The organism is Paenibacillus litoralis, from assembly GCF_046244365.1.
GTDB lineage: Bacteria > Bacillota > Bacilli > Paenibacillales > NBRC-103111 > Paenibacillus_V.
In genome coordinates this window covers 1221027-1238083 of record NZ_CP176395.1, presented here as the reverse complement: position 1 = coordinate 1238083, position 17057 = coordinate 1221027, and the positions used below count along the sequence as shown (strand labels likewise).

Sequence of the window (17057 nt, the reverse complement as noted above, 5' to 3'; positions counted from 1 at the left end):
AGTGAGCTTGGAGCGTAACACCCCAAAGGGGCGGATGTCTCTTGCTCTATGGTTTGCAGATTGTTGAACGGTTGTTTGCAAGCCATCGTAATGGAATATTAGCGGTACCCGGAAGCGTTCGCCGGTTTACCTGCTTCCTGTACTTCTACGATATACCGCCAGGCATCCGGCTGTGAGCCATCAAGATCATAAAAACCATATACTGGTGCGAGTTCGCCGCTCGATACGGATTGGCCGTTCCAGCGGGCAACCTCCGGGTCGCCTGCCAGTGCGGCAATCGCGCGCCCTACGAATCGAGGCGTTTCCGAGATGATAAAATGCGGCTCCTTCTCGAGAGCATCGCGCCAATTGTCTTCCCGAACGCCGAAGTGTTCGAGCATAATCTCGGAACGCATCCAGCCCGGTGTAACGGCTACGGCCGTACATTGATGCGGCTGAAGCTCGCGGGCCAGCGATTGGGCCATGCGAATAACGGACATTTTCGCCAAATCGTAGAACAACGACAACCGGTAGTTCCGATTGTTGTACGCGGCCGTGCCGTCCGTCATCTCCACTACAAGCCCGTTCCCGTTCTGGATCAGCAGGGGCAGCGCGAAATGGCTCGTAATGACATGTGTGTCAATCGCAAGCCGCAGCATGCGAAGCCCGCCTTCCAGCGAATGCTCCCATACCGGCACGTTCCATTGTATCAGATGCTCCGCTCCCCAAATATCGTTGACAAGCACGTCCAGTCGCCCCTGTTCGCTCTCAATACGTGCAATTAGAGCTTGCACCTGATTGGGATCAAGATGATCCACTTGAACCGCTATCCCTCTGCCCCCCGCACGGCTTACAAGCTCAGCGGTTTCTTCAATTGTTTCAGGACGATTGTACTCGGAGGTTTGTGTTCTTGTCGTGCGTCCAGTCACATAAACGGTCGCTCCCGCCGCTCCTAACTCAACAGCTATTCCTCGGCCAGCGCCGCGTGTTGCACCTGCTACCAAAGCTACTTTTCCATCCAATCGTTTCATGTTCTTGTTACAACTCCTTTCATTGACTGTTTCTCTATTATAAAGCCCTAGTATGACAAGGGATGTCATATTAAAACCTTGCAACGATCATTTTTCAACTTTGCTGCCCCTTAGCGCAAATACCTTGCCGCACCTTTCTCTTAGGACAACCCAAAGAGGGCTGCAACAGCTCCCCTCACGGCAAGCTGTCACAACCCCCATACGATCATTTACCTGCCAGCCAACTCTTACAACCCACCGCCAATTCTTGAAGTTCATTAAATAACACACCGGCATGGTAACCGTCGCAAACTGCATGATGGAATTGTACCGATAAAGGCAGCAGTATCTTTTTGTCCTGCCAATGGTATTTGCCCATAGTAAAAATGGGCAGTAAATAGGTTCCCCCGGTGTAGACATTCAGGTTAAATCCAGTAAAGCTAACCCAAGGGATGCTGGAAATTGGGAACGTGTTCGCCGGTTCGTTCGTGTCCGGGAATAACTGCTTCGCATTCTTGTACGTTTCTGTCGCATGAAGGTAATGATCGTAAAACGTATGAAACTCCTCGCTGAACGGAGTCCAAATACTTGAGAAAGTCTTATCCTCATGAAATATTGTGAAGCTGGGAGACATACGATCCCAAACGCCCAATCGTCCCTCTGAATCCAAGCAAGTTCGGAATTCGCGGTAGCGATTAACCACCGTCGTAATCATATAGATCAAGGCCGGATATAACTTAATCCCCATGCACTTAAGTTCTGCCCGCAACAGGGTGATGTCAATATCGGCTGTCATGCTGTAGGTACATCTGACATGGTTCAAATAGTGTTCAAAATAAGGTTTTCTGGTCCAACTTTCCATATCAATCGGATTGAATATCATTTTTTACCCTCCTAAAATTATTATTTTAGGAGGGACCATCCACTGCTTTAACCATATCCTCATTCACATTCCTCGTCTATTTTTGTACTGTCCGCTGTTTCCTTCGTAAATTTCCAACTGCAGAAAATTGAATTGACTCTCGATTATTTCGTCTTGTTCTTGCCATTTTATCATACCTTCCTCCATTATTGGCTAACGTCCTGATTGTTTTGTTTCCTATGTTTGCAGGCTGTTGAACGAGAATGCCAAAAAGGGCTGCAACAGGTCACCAACCGGCAACCTTGCCAATTATAAAGTTAAATTGTCAATAAAAACTCCATCGCTAATCGTTCTTTCTCCGCAATGTCGACTAGAAGCTCGGATGCAAGTCTTAGCTCCTGTTGATTTCCGGTTCTTCCCGCATTATCAATCGATGCCGAAACACCGTTCCACATCGGCGCGATTTCCGTAAACAGAAAGTATGCCTGCTCTAATTTAGAATCACCGAACAAATCCACGCATTCTTTTAGAAAATCTCTATACAGGTTTCGAAATAAGGCGCCGCCGGTCCCCGCCCTTTCCATCAATAAAGCGGTCAAACACAGATCTTTCTCTAAATCCTTGCTTCTAGAAGACCAATTCAGGATTTCACCGCTCATTTTTTTGATTCCTTTATTGCCCATATTGCGGATAGGCGGATTCAAATAGTCATGAGCATTGTTGATAAGGGATGATCGTATGGCGGGTGCAAGCGGCGGAAGGGTATCCGTTTGCTCGATCGTAAAGGAGCGATTCCTGGAGCTCATGGGCCCCTTTGCGTTTCTTGCCATAGTCAAATTCGACAATCGCGTTGTCACGAGTCCGCCTTGTTGGCTTGTGTCTGCCATATAGGCATATTCGTCATCCATGCCATATATCACCGCATAGTGGGCTGCAAAGTGTATTTTGTTCGTAAAGTAATCTAAATAATACGAATCTAATTTAAGTCCCACAGGAATTCCACGGTCTATGCAGCTTTGCACGTTCTGCCATGCTTTTGTAACAGACGAGGTTTCTTGCACCCTGATATTCAAATTGAGCCGGGATGCTATGCAAGCAGACAGTTCATCAGGCTTTACTCTACCCCCAATAAAAGGAAAGTCCATTCCCTTCGAATCCCAATAAATGAATCCCAAACCTTGCCCAATACCGAATAACATCGGCTCCGATAATCGAACACCTTTATGTTTAAGGAGATTACCCATCGCTGTCGTCTCGCAGTGTTCTCCCTGAAAAAGAGCAAAACCTTCAATCAACATGGGCATGTCCCTCCAGTTGCCCTGTTAGTTCACTGATCAGATTTGCGACAAATGTCTTTTCAGTCTCGATGAGACTCATCGGGTGAAGGAAAAGAGCCCTAACGTGCAATGGCAATCGATAGCCGCCTTGCGATTCATATTTCTGACCTATGTTCCTCAATGTCTCCTCAAGAAAGTTCTGCCGTTTCCGCAAAGCTTCCACGGCTTCATCTTCCCCTATAAAAGGGAGAGCCGCGAGTCCGAGATCGAAACGGTTATCCCGTTCCCGCGCAGAAGTTAGGCTTACGATGATTTCATTCCTTAATGTTTCTATCCCCGCTTCCATCATGACATACGTAGACGGCACAGGTCCTTTGCCAGACTTATGGACGGAATCTTCGGATCGGATCAGTCGTTTGTCTTTCAGTTTCTGCAATCCGGCGTAAATAGAAGTCGTACCTATATTCGCCCATTCCCTGTAGCCTCTAAGCTCTATCAACTTATTGATTTGATACCCCGACGCTTGTTTGGATTCCGCAATAATTTGCAGCAACATAAATTCCACGTTGGAAAGACGATTCATTGTTTATCTCCTTTTTATATTTCATATGTGTAATATAACACTAGTGAAATATAAAATCAAGAAGAGCTACCCTAGCATGACGGTCGGACTCTTGCTCCCAAGCCAAAGACACCCCGCACGTTTGTGGATGGATATACTGGACGAGCTTTTCAACAGTAACCTGTCTCAATTGTTGAACCGTGGCTGGCTCTGGGCCTGCTGCAACTGTTTTCTCCGGCTTCTTGTTTGCAAGCTGTTGACAGAAAAGCCCAAAGAGGACTGCAACAGCCTACCCTCCGGCAACCTGTCACAGCCCCCAAACCCGCGTCTGACGCGGTCTCTCGGCTTTTGCTCTTCTCCTGTCGCTACTGGATTGTCCGCGTAGGAAATCCAATCGCTCCAACTGTAGAATTGGTTCCAGAAGGCTGTTGAGTGTACCTCGAGGCGAGCCCCAAAGCCCCATTTAATGTGTTTTTTGAAGCCGCACCTTCCTCCATCATCCTACAAAACCTCTAAACCCTACTTGTGATACGGTTCACCGCACTATCCATAACAGCAAGTTTTTAATTCTTTCTGGTTATAATAATAAATGATAATATTAACATATTAGATTCGTGTGGGGTGAGAACGTTGTCAAGTGAGAACACTTTCCAAGAAAGAGCCGAAAAACTTTCTTCTGATGAGTTAAAAGAGTGGATTTCTCTTACCAGTAATGACATGCAAACTGTAAGAAAATTACTGGGTAATTCTACAAAGCTACTAATTGGTCCTCGGGGATCGGGGAAAAGCATGTTGATGAGGTATGCGTATTATTCATGTTTCGGAGATTCTAGAGAGGTTTTACCAATTTACGTTAACTTCGAAAAGTATTTACATTTAGAACCTTTACTACATAAGACTTCAAATGGCAATATTCTTTTTATCAAATGGGTACTGTCTAAGATAATTGTTGAGTCTGCCCAATCCCTTCAAGATTGTGGTGCTTACGAAAAAGAGAGCTTCAATCAATTGGTGTTTTCTTTATTTACCGTAAACTTTGAAGAACTAAAAGTATTATCTTATCAGTTGGAAGGCGGTACAATTTCAGATATTAATTATTTATCTGCCCTGAGTAGTATAGATATCAGTGTAGGTAAAGTGCTCGAATTTATTACTGTACTAGTAGACCGCACTGGAAGACGTCGTTCTATCTTGCTTCTTGATGATGCTGCACACGCTTTTTCTGCAAACTTACAAAAAGAGTTTTTCGATATCTTCAGAATTTTAAAAACCACAAACATATCTGGGAAAGCAGCTGTTTATCCAGGGCTAACATCCTATAGCCCTTATTTCAATATTGGTCATGATGCTCTCTTCTTAGAGTCGGGATATTCACCCGAGTCCGATGATTATATTAAATTTTGTGACGACCTCTTATATAAACGGTTAGGAGAAGAACACTTCTCATTACTTTCAGCTAATAGAGAAGGTTTAACAACACTTTACTATGCATGTAATGGTATTCCACGTGGATTAATTGTAATGTCGGAATATTTATTAGGTGAAGATGACGATAGAAAGATTTCTAAACAGGATTATTTTGATGCGATCGATGAGTGGATGGATGCAGTAGATAAGTTTCACACCTCATTAAAAACTCGATTACCTAGATATACAATGTTTATTGATTCAGGAACTGAATTGTTGCAACAAGTACTTAGCAATATAAAGATCTTTAATAAGGAAAAAGATATTGATAAAAAAGCTGTTTATTTTGGTCTATCAAATCCCATACCTAATGAAATAACAAGAGTGATTAATATCCTCGAGTATGCAGGTCTACTTACCGAAAAAAAAGATATCAGCAAAGGGACTAAAGGGGTATTTACCAGATATTTAGTTCATATGGGAAAAATAATTCAATATAATGCACTCTTTGAGGGACATGGTAAAACTTTAGCTTATATTAGTGAATGTTTGCGAAGAGTCAAGATAAGACAGTTCAAAAAAATTAATCCTAACTCTTTTTTCGGTAAGGATTTAAAAGAAAAATGTAAATTCGTGCTCCCACCTTGTCATTCATGTGGTAAACCTAGAATCCTAGAAGATGCCAGATTCTGTACTTACTGTGGTACCGAACTAAGGAGTGCCTCTATTTTCTTCGAGATTATTGAACGGGATATTTCCATACTGCCTTTAAGCTCTAAAAAAATTAAAAGTATAAAATCTGGCTCTAAAATTAAAACGATTAAAGATATTATTATGGATGAAAATGGAGTTGAAATTAAAAAGGTTAAGGGAATAAAGGGTTACTGGGCAAACAAAATACGATCTATTGCTGATGAATTTGTAGGTGGATAATATATGCCAACTCCGATAGTTAATAAGCCTGAGGAAACTATTAGCTTGACCATTACAGACTTTTTCGTCTCTCAAACCATTTACTCAGAGAGTCCTATTGACGAATATTATAAAGTAACAACAGAAATTATAAAGTTAACCGACCCTAATCTACTCGATGATAATCCGGTGCTCAGTCAATTAATTATTTTAGGCCTTGTATCTGCAGTAGAAGGTTACTTAAGGTCGATCTTTTGTGAACTACTGGATAAATGTCCTTACGCAAGAAGTAATGCTTCATCTAAACAAATAAGATTTGGAGCACTGGATTACTATGATTTTAGCAGACTGGCAGAAGCCCTATTTGACACAGGATCATTTGCTTCACATGCAGAAACTAAGAGTAAAACACGCGAACTCCTTGGTATGACTTTTAACGATACATCCTCAATCAATGTAGCATTACTAAACTTCAATTCAGTCTGCCATCTAAGACATTGTGCCATCCATAGTGGTGGAACGCTAAATGCACATAATGCCAAGGAATTAGGACTATCAAAAGATTACGTTAGTAAAAAACTACAACCCAATTCAGTAACATTACAAGACGCAATTAAAATATGCCATTCATTCGTAAGAGCCTTTAATCAATATGCTTTTAATGAAACATTTAAGAAGTGGATTCCTTCTCCTTTCCGTGGTGAGTGGATAAAAGAAAAGCGTCAATTTACTCAGTTAATTAATATCTTTTGGTCTAAGATTGATAATGGTCCCTGTGAATATAACAAAGTATATAGAACTTCAGTACCTAAATTAACCTAGTCCTTACTCTTATTGTAGTATGGTCTCTCTTGAACAGCTCATCGGATAATATCGATGAGCTGTTAACAGTACTGGAACTTGCCCTTATTTAGAGTACGGTTCAACTCGTTTAATCCTCAACACCACATTGTTGACTCTTCGTTGATTTGCCCCAATCAATCTTAAATATGTTGACTCAATGGATATGTATATTCGAGAAACACTGTTTGTGAATCTTCAGTTAGTGTGAAGCCAATCCTTTGGTATCACGATATAAACAATTTCTTCAAATTAATTGTTGACTCCGTGTTGACTTTTGTGCATTTACATCGCCAGGGCGTCTTTGCCACTTGCGATGTATTTAGAATTGAACTACTGCTATGCTTCCTTCGATACTTCTTCATTGCCCGTGGCGATAGGATTATTAGGGAAGCTAATCCAATCGCTCCAGCTCCCCGCATACAGCTTCACGTTCGCGAAGCCGGCTTCGCTCAGCGCCAGCGCATTCGGGCAAGCGGACACGCCTGAGCCGCAATAGACGATGATCTCCTCGTCCGGCGACAGTCCGGCAAATCGCTCCCGCTGCTCCGCCGCAGGCTTCCACAGCCCGTCCGCACCGAGCGCGTCCTTCCAGAAGGCGTTGACCGCTCCCGGGATGCGGCCGGCTACCGGATCCTGCGGCGCTTCCAGGCCGAGGTACTGCCTTGCGTCGCGCGCATCGATCAGCTTCACGTCTTTCCGGCCGAGCGCGGCCTTCACGTCGTTCACATCCGCCAGCAGCTCCGGCCGAAGCGCCGGCTCATAAACGCGCGGCGCCACGACAGCCTCCTCGCTCGTTACCGGCAACCCGGCAGCCGCCCAGTGGCTGTATCCGCCGTCCAGCACGTAAGCCTCATCGTGCCCCAAATACTTCAGCAGCCACCACAGCCGCCCTGCAGCCGGTCCTCCGTAGCCGTCGTAGACGACGACCGGCGTCGACCGGTCGAACCCGAGGCTGCCGAGCTTCTCCGCAAGCTGCGAGGGCTCGGGGAGCGGACTGCGTCCCCCGTGCTCGCCCGCCGGACCCGACAGATCCGTTTTTACATCCAAAAATACGGCGCCGGGTATATGACCACTGCGATAAGCTTCTTTCCCCGCCAGCGAGTCACCCGGAGTGAAACGAACGTCGGCGATGACGATCTCCCCGCTTCCCAGTCGCGCTCGAACCCATTCCGCCTTCACAATATTGGACATGCTCCCGCTCCTCTCCCTAACTAGTACGTCCTCTCTTTCCAAACAGCTGCACCCAAGCCTATCTCCCCATAGACTTCTCTCATCTCTCTACCTCTCAAATCTTCTCCTCGGTGCACGCTCTTCTTGCTTTCGCCAACAGCTATAGCCTGCTCGCCATACATAGCTCCCGCCAAGCCGCTAGATCGTAAATTCCAAATCCGCCTGCGTCTTGATGTCGTGAATCGCCGCATAAATGTTGTTCTGGATCGCCAGCAGCTCCAGATCGTCCCGTTTCCGCGGCCGTTTATGCGGGATGTTGAAGATCGAGTTGATCCGGCCTGGCCTCGGCGAGAGCAGTACGACACGGGTACCGAGGAAGACCGCCTCCGACACGTCATGCGTGATGAAGACGACGGTCTTCTTCTCCGCTTCCCATATGGTCAGCAGGTCGTCCTGCAGCCGCAGCCGCGTCAAATGATCGACCGCTCCGAACGGTTCGTCCATCAGCAGCACCTCCGGATCGTTGGCCAGCGCCCGAGCCAAGCCCGCCCGCTGCCGCATCCCGCCGGACAGGTGATGCGGATACTTGCGCTCAAAGCCGCGAAGGCCGACCATAGCCAAATACCGCTCCGCCTTCTGCCTGCGCTCCTGCTTGCCCGCGCCGCTTATTTCGAGCCCCAGCTCGACGTTCTGGAACACCGTCCGCCACGGATACAACGACGGGTCCTGAAAGACGACGCCGAGCTTCCGGTCCGGCCCCTGCAGCCTCTTCGAGCCGAACAGCACTTCTCCGCGCGTCGGCTTCTGCAAGCCGGCCATGATTTCCAGCAGCGTGCTTTTGCCGCAACCGCTCGGCCCCAAAATGCAGAGAAACTCGCCGTCTTGCACCGTCAGGTTAATATCCGACAGCGTCTCGACCGGAACCGCGCCGTCGTACACCTTCGACAACCCGCTAATCGTAAATCCTGCCATCGGGTCTTCCCTCCCAGCGACGCCTTATTTTTTCGGTATGAAGCGCAAATCCAGCAGTTTGTTGACGTCGTAAATTTGATCCTGGAAGCCGAGCTCCTTTTGCGTCTTTTGCGTGTCGTTCAGCGCATTCACGTCGACGTTCGGATTATTCTCCCACAGCACCTTTTCGCGTTCGAACGCTTTGTCGAAGACGTCGGCGTCGATTTTCACATTTTTCAGAAAGTATTGCTTGTATTCGTCCAAATGATTTTTCGCGTAATCTTGGGATTTGAAGTACGCCCGCAGCAGCTTTTCCACGAGCTCGGGATGCTTGTCGATAAACGTCGTGTTGGATGCGAGGACGCCCGTATGGAACGTCGGCAGGTAATCCCAGCCCTTGGCGAGCAGCTTGCCCTTGCCGTTCTTCTCCGCCAGCGAAGCAAAAGGCTCATGGATGATCGTCGCGTCGACCTGCCCGGACTCGAGGCTTGCGTAAGCCGCCTCGTTCGCGCCGTTGGCGATGAACGTAACGTCGTTCGCGCCCAGCCCGTTGGCCTTCAAAATCACCTTCGTATACGCGTCGAGACCGCTGCCGAAGGCGGCTGCGCCGACTTTCTTGCCCTTCAGCTCCGCGATGCTGTTGATGCCCGGCTTCGCAACGAGGTAGAAAGGACCTTTCGTGCGGAACATGGAGGAGACGATTTTGATCGGCGCCCCTTTGCCTCCCGCCACGATCGCCGCCGTCGTATTGACGTCCGCGATATCGATCTCCTTGCTGGTCAGCCCGGCAACCGGGTCGGACGTGCTGATGAATTCGACGTCGATGCCTTCCTCCTTAAAAAAACCTTTCTCCGCGCCGAAGCGAACGGCCAAGCCGCTCACCCCGTTGAACGCGGCGTATTTCACCTTCTCCAGCTTTTTGTCCGGCTGCGGGCTCGCCTGCCCCTTGGCCGCCGTTTCCGCCGCATTGCCCGTTCCGTTCCCGCAGCCCGTCAGGCCGACCGCCAGTACAAGGCCCGCGAGCAGCGCCCCTATCGTAAACCGTTTTGACCGATACCGTGTCGCCATATCTATCTCTCCCTATTCGATCCTCAAGACGATCAAGATGATTTCCATTTCAAAAACACTTTTTTCTCCAGCCAGTCGATCCCTGCGATCAAGAGCACGGATACGACCGTCACGACCGTGATGAGCGCAAAAGCTTGTGCCGTATTATACAACGACGTCGCTTTGACCAGCAGCGTGCCGAGCCCTTCCTTCGACGCCAGCATTTCGCCGAACAGCGCGCCCACGAGCCCGGTAGCGGCAGCCACCCGCAATCCCGCGAATATCGTCGGCACCGCCGAGGGCAGAATGACCTTCGCCACAATCTGCAGCTGCGTCGCTTCGAATACGCGGGCCACCTTCAGATGATTTTCGGCGGTTTGCTTGATGCCGGCAATCGTATTGAAAATAATCGTGAAAAAACAAAATAGAAACACGATCGCCACCTTGTGCGGCATGCCGATGCCCAGCCACAGCATGAGCAGCGGAATGATCGTCACCTTCGGCACGGCCAGCAGCGCCGACAGGAACGGCTTGAAGAAAGCCTCGGCCCGCGGAATAAGCACAAGCGCCATCCCGAGCCCAATTCCCGCCGCAGCGGCGATCAAATAACCGATCAGAAATTCGAGCAACGTCACATACAAGCTCCGGTAAATATCCTCATGCCGGAAAAACAGCCCCAGCTCCTTGACAACGGCGGTCGGCGCCGATAAATAGAGGCTTCCGACGATCTCCTGTCTGACGACATATTCGCATATGCCGAGAAAAAGCAGCAGCAGCGCCAACTGACCGATGACCAGCTTGCCGGTTAGTCCTTTCTTTTTGGAACCCACGTCATGCCCCCCTCACCTACCGAAACATCCGCTCAAGACGGGGCAGCCGCTTTGGCAAAACGGTTCTCCGGACGCGCCAGCCCGAGATGCTCGCGAAACGTGCTGCCCTCGTAATCGGTGCGGAAAATACCGCGCCGCTGCAGCTCCGGCACGACCAGCTCCAGAAAATCGTCCAAGCCTCCGGGCATGAACGGCGGGCACACGTTGAAACCGTCGGCCGCATCGTTCAAGAGCCACTCCTCCAGCAGGTCGGCGATGTGCTCCGCGCTGCCTACTAACAGCAAATGGCCGCGCACGGTAACCGTGAAATAATAGAACAGATCGCGCACCGTCAACGTTGGGAGTCCGGTAGCCTTCAAGGCCAGCCCGATCCAATCCCGAGCTTCCTTCGGCGCGGCGTCCGTCAGCAACTCCTCCGGCAGAGGCCCGTCGAGCGGGTAGCCCGCGAGCTCAAACCCGATGCGCTTCGAAAGCTCGGTCAGATCGTAATTCGTCACAAGAAGCTCGTTCAGCCTGTTGTATTTCTCCCGCGCTTCCTCGTCCGTGCGTCCCGCGATCGGCACGAGTCCCGGCATGATGATCATGTCGTCCGGCGTGCGTCCGTATTTTGGCAGCCTGCCCTTGATGCTTTTATAGAACCGCTGTGCGTCCTCGATCGTCCGCTGGCCCGTAAAGATGACGTTGGCCACCTCCGCGCCCAAGTCCTGACCGCGGTCCGACGTTCCCGCTAGAACGAGCGGCAGCTGTCCTTGAATCGGACGCGCCACGTTAAGCGGCCCTTTGACCTGAAAATGCCTCCCTTGATGATTCAGCTGATGGACCTTGCTGCCGTCGGCGAATACGCCCGACTCCTTGTCCCGCGGAAGCGCGTCGTCCTCCCACGTATCCCACAGTCCTTGCACGACCTTAACGAACTCCTCCGCGTGGTCGTAACGGTGCGCGTTGTCCCAATGCGCGTCCCTGCTGAAATTGAGCGCAGCCCGCGGATCGGCTCCCGTCACGATATTCCAAGCGGCGCGGCCCCCGCTCAAGTAGTCGAGCGAGGCGGTGAAACGCGCGATATGATACGGCTCGGCATACGTCGTGTTCGCCGTGGCGATCAGCCCGATTTTCTCCGTAGCGGCGGCGATATGGGCGATCATCGTAAACGGCTCCAGCCTCGTCATTTGGGAGGGAAACAAGTACTGCATATCCGCGCTCGAAGCGAGATTATCGCCGAGGAAGAAATAATCGAACTTCGCCTTCTCCAGCTTCTGCGCCACCTCGCGCAAAAATTTCGGATCGAACGCCCCGTCGGTCCGCGCCTCGGGAAGACGCCAGCCTGCGGGATGATAGCCTGTAGCAAATAGAAAAAGTCCAAGATGCAATTGACGTTTCGGCTTACTCATTACCGTCACCTTCTCCAGTCGTTTTGTAGGATAGAAAGGAATATATAAATACTTTCCCAATATAATTAGTCGGATTTAAAGCAAAAAACTACTTTCGCAGCAGCTTGACCGCGATCTCGTCGATCTCGCTCAACTCTTTTGCGGTCAAGCGTTCCTCCGCATGCTTCAACGAATCGGTAATATGCTCCGGTTTCGAGGCTCCCAGAATCGCCGACGATACGGCCGGGCGGCTTAAAACCCAGTTCAAGGCGAATTGCGCCAGCGTCCATCCCCGGCGGTCCGCCAACGGACGCAACTCCTCTACAAGCGCAAGCGCGGGATTGGCCTCCAGTAGGAGCTTCAACCGTTGTTCCCCCGCCGCCAGCCGCGTACCCGTCGGCGGAGCTTCTCCTTGGCGGTATTTGCCCGATAAAATCCCTCTGCCCAGCGGGCTGTAGACGATGACGCCCACCTTCTCCGCCTGTGCGAATGGAACGAGCTCCCGCTCGATGTCCCGCGTAATCAGGCTGTATTCCGGCTGCACGCTCTCAAAACGGTGCAGCCGGTGAAGGGCGCTGATCCCATGCGCCTTGGCGATCTGCCAGGCCGCATAATTCGAGCAGCCGATATAGCGGATTTTGCCTTGCTTCACCAGATCGTCGAGCGCGCCAAGCGTTTCCTCAAGCGGTGTGTCCGTATCGAAGCCATGCACTTGATACAAGTCGATATAATCGGTCTGCAGTCTCTTCAGGCTGTTCTCCAGCGCCCGGTAAAGGTGGTATCTGCTTTGCCCCGCATCGTTGACGCCCGTGCCGACCCTCGCATGAACCTTTGTCGCCAGTACGACATCCTGCCGTTTGCCTTTGAGCAGCCTTCCGAGTATCGTCTCGGCTTCGCCGGTTTGCCCCGGATCGCCGACATCCATCCCTTTCCCATAAACATCCGCCGTATCGATAAGATTGATACCCGCTTCAAGCGCAGTCCCCAATACGGCATCCGAAGCCGCTTCATCGATCCAGCGGCCGAAGGCCATCGTGCCGAGACTGACCTCGGACACCTTCAAGCCCGTTCTTCCCAATTTTCTAAACTGCATGCGTCCACCCCTTCCGTACTTCCATGCCGGGCACAAACACGACAAACAACCGAAGACAGCCCTAATCGAGGCAGCGTCTCCGGTTGTCCGGTCGAATCACTAAAGTTATCGTCTATGATCATCAAGCGTTTGTTAACGTTCCCTAACCATGTATGGATGCCGTTCATAATACCGATTTATCTTATCGGATAAGTCGAGTATAGCATCGACTTCCTTTATCGTCAACCCATGAATTTCGCATTTCCGGAGGATGTTAAAGGCGCCCTCCCTAAAGGCAAGACGCCTTCTTACGTACCGTCAAGCGCTCTACGGATTCATGCGCAGCACGATTTTCCCCGTATTCGCGTTCGACTCCATCCGTTCATGCGCTTCATTCACGGCCGAGACATCCCATACGGAATCGATTACCGGCTTCAGCCGCCCGTCCCCGAGCCGCTGCATCGCAAAGGCTTCGAACTCCTTGGTCAGCGCGATTTTGCGCTCTACAGGCAGCGAGCGAAGCGTCGTGCCGATCACTTGCAGACGCCTCATCAGCAGCGGTCCGAGATCGACGTCCTTGAGCTTGGCCCCGCCCATCATGCCGATCAGAATGAGCCTCCCGTCTATGGAAAGCGACTCGATGTTCTGCTGCCAATAGGAAGCCCCCACAAAATCAAGAATGATCGCCACGCCGCTTCCCCCGGTCGCTTCCCGCACAAGCGGCGCGAACGGGCCCGCTTTGTAGTCGATCGCCAGACTTGCGCCCAGCTCGAGGCAGGCCGCCCGCTTGTCCTCGCTGCCCGCAGTAGCGATAGCCGTCGCTCCCGCTTCGCGTATAAGCTGAATAGCCGCCGTTCCGACGCCGCTTGCGCCGGCGTGAACGAGCACGGTATGCCCCTGCTGCAGACCGCCAAGCATAAACAGATTCAAATAGGCGGTCAGAAACGCCTCGGGAACGGCAGCAGCCTCCTCAAACGACATCGCGTCCGGAATCCGCAGCGCCATCCCGGCAGGGATCGCAACCTTCTCCGCGTAGCCTCCGCCGGGAAGCAGCGCGCAGACGCGGTCTCCGGGCTTCCAGCCTGTCACGGAGCCGCCTGCCTTCTCCACGACGCCGGCCATTTCCAGGCCGATAATCGTCGAGGCCCCAGGCGGCGGCGGGTAATGGCCTCTTTTTTGCAATAAATCGGCTCTGTTCAGAGCGGTCGCTCTGACGCTGACAAGCAGCTCGTCGTCCGCCAGCGCCGGCTCCTCCCACTCCCCTATGTACAGCTTCCGAGACTCCTTGTCGACCAATACCGCTTTCATCGTGATCCCTCCAGTCATGATACGTGCCCTTTTCCATAAAGACCTGACGTTTACGCCGAATCCGGATCGCTCATCGCAGCAGCTTCAGCAGGATCCGCAGTTTGCCGTCCGCAAGCTCGATATCTCTTATTCCCACGATAGCCGGCAGCTTATCATATAACGGAACGACAAAGGTTTGCTGCGGAAGCAGACCGGCCGGAATCGCCATTCCCTTGACGGCGCCTCGCTCCAGCGTGATCAGCAGGTTCGGCTCCTGCCATTCCGCCTTAGCGTAGATGGTGGCGCCCGCCTTCACGAAGCCGCCTGCAAGCGCATTGATATGAACGGCAAGCGTGCCGTTCTCCACCTCGGTCCGAGCGCCGGTTACCCGCAGGGAATCCGAAAGCTGCGGCTTTCCGGCAATCGCTTTGCGCACCAAATCGCCAAGCTCCTCATCGGATAGCTCGACGGTCAATTCGCGCTTGCGGACCATCTCGCCGATTTTGTCCAGCACCGAAAGATTCCGGTAAGATAAATCAAGCTTTTCCTCCGGGCGGATGTACCAGAGAAACGCCGCAATCCCGACAATCGCGAGCAGCAGCAGCACCCCGGCCGTCAAAAGCGCTTTTCTCATGCTTCCCTCTCCCTGTTGGTCGCTCTTCTTGTTCTTCTTCTACTTCTACGCGAAGAGTAACGTTTTCCTGCATTTCGCAAAATCATGCCGGCTGCTAAAGAAAAAGGCCCCGCTTGGGAACCTTATGTCGTCCGGTCTTGCTCCGATTTCTCCTTCAGCCAGCGGGGAGCCCCTTTGTTTTTGCGGTCGCGCTGCCTGTCGCTCTTGGCCTTGCCCGCTCCGTTAGCCGGCGAAGCCGCGCGTCCCTTATCCGGTTTCGGCTGCAATCCGCGCTTGGGGGCTTCCTTCGACGACGCTCTTACGCCTTTCGTTTCCGCCGTATGGCGAACGGCTTTGTCGTCTCCGGTCCGCTCCGTCCGAGGGGAGAATCCGCCTTCGCCGCCGCTCACCGGTTTACGATTGCGATCCGGCTGTTCCTGCCCGTCCTCTCGGGTACGCCCAGCCGTTTCCGCGAAAGGTTTTCGCTCCTGTCCCGCCTGACCGCGATCTCCGCCGCCGGCCGCCGGTCTTTTGGCGCGTGCCGGATCCACGAGCGAGCCCCCGAACAGCTCCTTCTGGACGAAAGGCACGTCCAGCGCCTTGGCGAACTTGTCGATAATAAACCGCTCCCGCAAGGAACTGATCGAGATCACCGTTCCGGAGCGTCCCATCCGGCCGGTTCGGCCGGCCCGGTGAACGTAATGGTCCGCGTCGATCGGCAAATCCAGGTTAATGACATGCGTCACATCCGGAATGTCGAGCCCGCGGGAAGCGACGTCGGTTGCGAGCAGCAGCTGGAACCTTCCGGACCGGAAGCCCTTCATGACGCGCTCGCGCTCCTGCTTGCCCGCTTCCCCATACAACGCTTCCGCCGACAAGCCTACATACTGCAGCTTCGCCACGATTTCCGCCAGCTTGTCGATCTCGTTCGTGAATACGATCGCCGATCTCGGATTGAACATTCGAACGAGCCGCCGTACGGTATCGATCTTGTTGCGCTCCTCGCACACGACGAACAGATGCTCAAGCGTACCCGCCGCTTTTCCGCCGGCACCCGCTTTTACATGATGAGGCTCGCGCATCCAGCGCTCGATGACCGCCTGCATCGTGTCCGGCACCGTCGCGGAGAAGAACAGCAGCTGCCTGTCGCGCAGCGCGCTTTTGAAGATCGTCTCCACGTCGTTCATCGCGCCGAGCGCAAACACCTGATCCACCTCGTCGACGACGATCGTCCGTACGTTGTGCATAGAAAGCTTCTTCAGTCTCAGCACTTCCAGCACGCGTCCCGGCGTTCCGACAACGACCTGAGGATGAAGCTTCAGCTTATCCAGCTGCCGCTGCAGCGAAGCGCCGCCGATGAGCGTTTGGGCGACAAGCCCCGTCCCAGCTGTCAAATCGTCCAGCACTGCGGCGATCTGCATGCCGAGCTCCTGCGTCGGCACAATGACGAGCGCCTGCAGCTTCTTAAGCTCCGGATCCAGCTTTTGGACGATCGGCAGCGCATAGGCTAGCGTCTTGCCCGTTCCGGTTTGAGATTGGGCTACGACGTCCTTTCCGGCCAGAATGGGCGGAATTGCCTCCGCTTGAATAGGGGTCGGCTCCTCGATGCCGCGTTCCCGCAGTTTCCGGGCCAAACCTTCATGTATGGATAAAGTCTCAAAATTTTCAGACATGTACATCCTCTTTTCCTTATGTTCGGTGGGGTCAAAGTGATTCTATTATATGCCACTGCCCGACCGATCACAAATGCCGCCGGAAGCCAGCCCCGCCAATTCCGCACATTCGTTCAATTTATTTCAAAACCTGACAAATGGTACCGTAATACAGTCGATTCGCCGCTTGTCTATATCAGTGAAAGACCTATAAAA

Annotated in this window: 15 protein-coding genes; 2 read left to right on the top strand and 13 right to left on the bottom strand. The window is 51.8% G+C overall.

The features are described 5' to 3' along the window. Window positions 1–98: 98 nt before the first annotated feature. The 4 genes from ACKGJP_RS05255 to ACKGJP_RS05240 form a co-directional block, all read right to left on the bottom strand. A complete protein-coding gene (locus tag ACKGJP_RS05255) occupies window positions 99–1010 on the bottom strand; it encodes an SDR family oxidoreductase (protein ID WP_409344629.1) in 912 nt (303 codons plus the stop codon). Between the two features lie 205 nt (window positions 1011–1215). Continuing rightward, window positions 1216–1872 (bottom strand): type A chloramphenicol O-acetyltransferase, encoded by a 657-nt coding sequence (gene catA / locus ACKGJP_RS05250; protein WP_409344628.1) that lies wholly within the window; start codon window positions 1870–1872, stop codon window positions 1216–1218. Window positions 1873–2168: 296 nt separating this feature from the next. Next, window positions 2169–3155 carry a BtrH N-terminal domain-containing protein gene (locus tag ACKGJP_RS05245; RefSeq protein WP_409344627.1) on the bottom strand — a complete coding sequence of 329 codons (987 nt, stop codon included), beginning with the start codon at window positions 3153–3155 and terminating at the stop codon, window positions 2169–2171. After that, window positions 3139–3711, bottom strand: a complete 573-nt coding sequence (locus ACKGJP_RS05240) for a PadR family transcriptional regulator (RefSeq protein WP_409344626.1) — start codon at window positions 3709–3711, stop codon at window positions 3139–3141. The genes ACKGJP_RS05245 and ACKGJP_RS05240 overlap by 17 nt, the downstream gene beginning before the upstream one ends. Before the next feature lie 609 nt (window positions 3712–4320). On the opposite strand from ACKGJP_RS05240, the gene ACKGJP_RS05235 reads away from it, so the two are divergent. Next, window positions 4321–6030: a zinc ribbon domain-containing protein gene (locus ACKGJP_RS05235; RefSeq protein WP_409344625.1), complete on the top strand. Its 1710-nt coding sequence runs from the start codon at window positions 4321–4323 to the stop codon at window positions 6028–6030. Window positions 6031–6033: 3 nt separating this feature from the next. Continuing rightward, on the top strand, window positions 6034–6831 hold the full coding sequence (locus ACKGJP_RS05230) for a hypothetical protein (protein WP_409344624.1): 798 nt from the start codon (window positions 6034–6036) through the stop codon (window positions 6829–6831). Between the two features lie 357 nt (window positions 6832–7188). Here the strand turns inward: ACKGJP_RS05230 and ACKGJP_RS05225 are convergent, their stop codons facing one another. The 9 genes from ACKGJP_RS05225 to ACKGJP_RS05185 all read right to left on the bottom strand — a co-directional run bounded on the left by ACKGJP_RS05225 (window position 7189) and on the right by ACKGJP_RS05185 (window position 16862). Next, window positions 7189–8043, bottom strand: a complete 855-nt coding sequence (locus ACKGJP_RS05225) for a sulfurtransferase (RefSeq protein ID WP_409344623.1) — start codon at window positions 8041–8043, stop codon at window positions 7189–7191. Window positions 8044–8220: 177 nt separating this feature from the next. Further along, window positions 8221–8994 carry an ABC transporter ATP-binding protein gene (locus ACKGJP_RS05220; RefSeq protein ID WP_409344622.1) on the bottom strand — a complete coding sequence of 258 codons (774 nt, stop codon included), beginning with the start codon at window positions 8992–8994 and terminating at the stop codon, window positions 8221–8223. 24 nt (window positions 8995–9018) lie between these two features. Further along, on the bottom strand, window positions 9019–10041 hold the full coding sequence (locus ACKGJP_RS05215) for an ABC transporter substrate-binding protein (RefSeq protein ID WP_409344621.1): 1023 nt from the start codon (window positions 10039–10041) through the stop codon (window positions 9019–9021). Between the two features lie 32 nt (window positions 10042–10073). Beyond that, a complete protein-coding gene (locus ACKGJP_RS05210) occupies window positions 10074–10850 on the bottom strand; it encodes an ABC transporter permease (RefSeq protein WP_409344620.1) in 777 nt (258 codons plus the stop codon). 32 nt (window positions 10851–10882) lie between these two features. Continuing rightward, on the bottom strand, window positions 10883–12238 hold the full coding sequence (locus ACKGJP_RS05205; protein ID WP_409344619.1) for an LLM class flavin-dependent oxidoreductase: 1356 nt from the start codon (window positions 12236–12238) through the stop codon (window positions 10883–10885). An 88-nt stretch (window positions 12239–12326) separates the two neighbouring features. Then, window positions 12327–13310 carry an aldo/keto reductase gene (locus ACKGJP_RS05200; protein ID WP_409344618.1) on the bottom strand — a complete coding sequence of 328 codons (984 nt, stop codon included), beginning with the start codon at window positions 13308–13310 and terminating at the stop codon, window positions 12327–12329. 306 nt (window positions 13311–13616) lie between these two features. Then, window positions 13617–14597: an NAD(P)H-quinone oxidoreductase gene (locus tag ACKGJP_RS05195; protein ID WP_409344617.1), complete on the bottom strand. Its 981-nt coding sequence runs from the start codon at window positions 14595–14597 to the stop codon at window positions 13617–13619. A 70-nt stretch (window positions 14598–14667) separates the two neighbouring features. Further along, on the bottom strand, window positions 14668–15210 hold the full coding sequence (locus tag ACKGJP_RS05190; RefSeq protein WP_409344616.1) for a hypothetical protein: 543 nt from the start codon (window positions 15208–15210) through the stop codon (window positions 14668–14670). A 122-nt stretch (window positions 15211–15332) separates the two neighbouring features. Next, window positions 15333–16862 (bottom strand): DEAD/DEAH box helicase, encoded by a 1530-nt coding sequence (locus ACKGJP_RS05185; protein WP_409344615.1) that lies wholly within the window; start codon window positions 16860–16862, stop codon window positions 15333–15335. Window positions 16863–17057: the final 195 nt, after the last annotated feature.

Bases quoted from the DNA above. Each gene is read 5' to 3' on its own strand.
- ACKGJP_RS05255 (WP_409344629.1), bottom strand. From the start codon at position 1,010: ATGAAACGATTGGATGGAAAAGTAGCTTTGGTAGCAGGTGCAACACGC.
- catA (WP_409344628.1), bottom strand. From the start codon at position 1,872: ATGATATTCAATCCGATTGATATGGAAAGTTGGACCAGAAAACCTTAT.
- ACKGJP_RS05245 (WP_409344627.1), bottom strand. From the start codon at position 3,155: ATGCCCATGTTGATTGAAGGTTTTGCTCTTTTTCAGGGAGAACACTGC.
- ACKGJP_RS05240 (WP_409344626.1), bottom strand. From the start codon at position 3,711: ATGAATCGTCTTTCCAACGTGGAATTTATGTTGCTGCAAATTATTGCG.
- ACKGJP_RS05230 (WP_409344624.1), top strand. From the start codon at position 6,034: ATGCCAACTCCGATAGTTAATAAGCCTGAGGAAACTATTAGCTTGACC.
- ACKGJP_RS05225 (WP_409344623.1), bottom strand. From the start codon at position 8,043: ATGTCCAATATTGTGAAGGCGGAATGGGTTCGAGCGCGACTGGGAAGC.
- ACKGJP_RS05220 (WP_409344622.1), bottom strand. From the start codon at position 8,994: ATGGCAGGATTTACGATTAGCGGGTTGTCGAAGGTGTACGACGGCGCG.
- ACKGJP_RS05215 (WP_409344621.1), bottom strand. From the start codon at position 10,041: ATGGCGACACGGTATCGGTCAAAACGGTTTACGATAGGGGCGCTGCTC.
- ACKGJP_RS05205 (WP_409344619.1), bottom strand. From the start codon at position 12,238: ATGAGTAAGCCGAAACGTCAATTGCATCTTGGACTTTTTCTATTTGCT.
- ACKGJP_RS05200 (WP_409344618.1), bottom strand. From the start codon at position 13,310: ATGCAGTTTAGAAAATTGGGAAGAACGGGCTTGAAGGTGTCCGAGGTC.
- ACKGJP_RS05195 (WP_409344617.1), bottom strand. From the start codon at position 14,597: ATGAAAGCGGTATTGGTCGACAAGGAGTCTCGGAAGCTGTACATAGGG.
- ACKGJP_RS05190 (WP_409344616.1), bottom strand. From the start codon at position 15,210: ATGAGAAAAGCGCTTTTGACGGCCGGGGTGCTGCTGCTGCTCGCGATT.
- ACKGJP_RS05185 (WP_409344615.1), bottom strand. From the start codon at position 16,862: ATGTCTGAAAATTTTGAGACTTTATCCATACATGAAGGTTTGGCCCGG.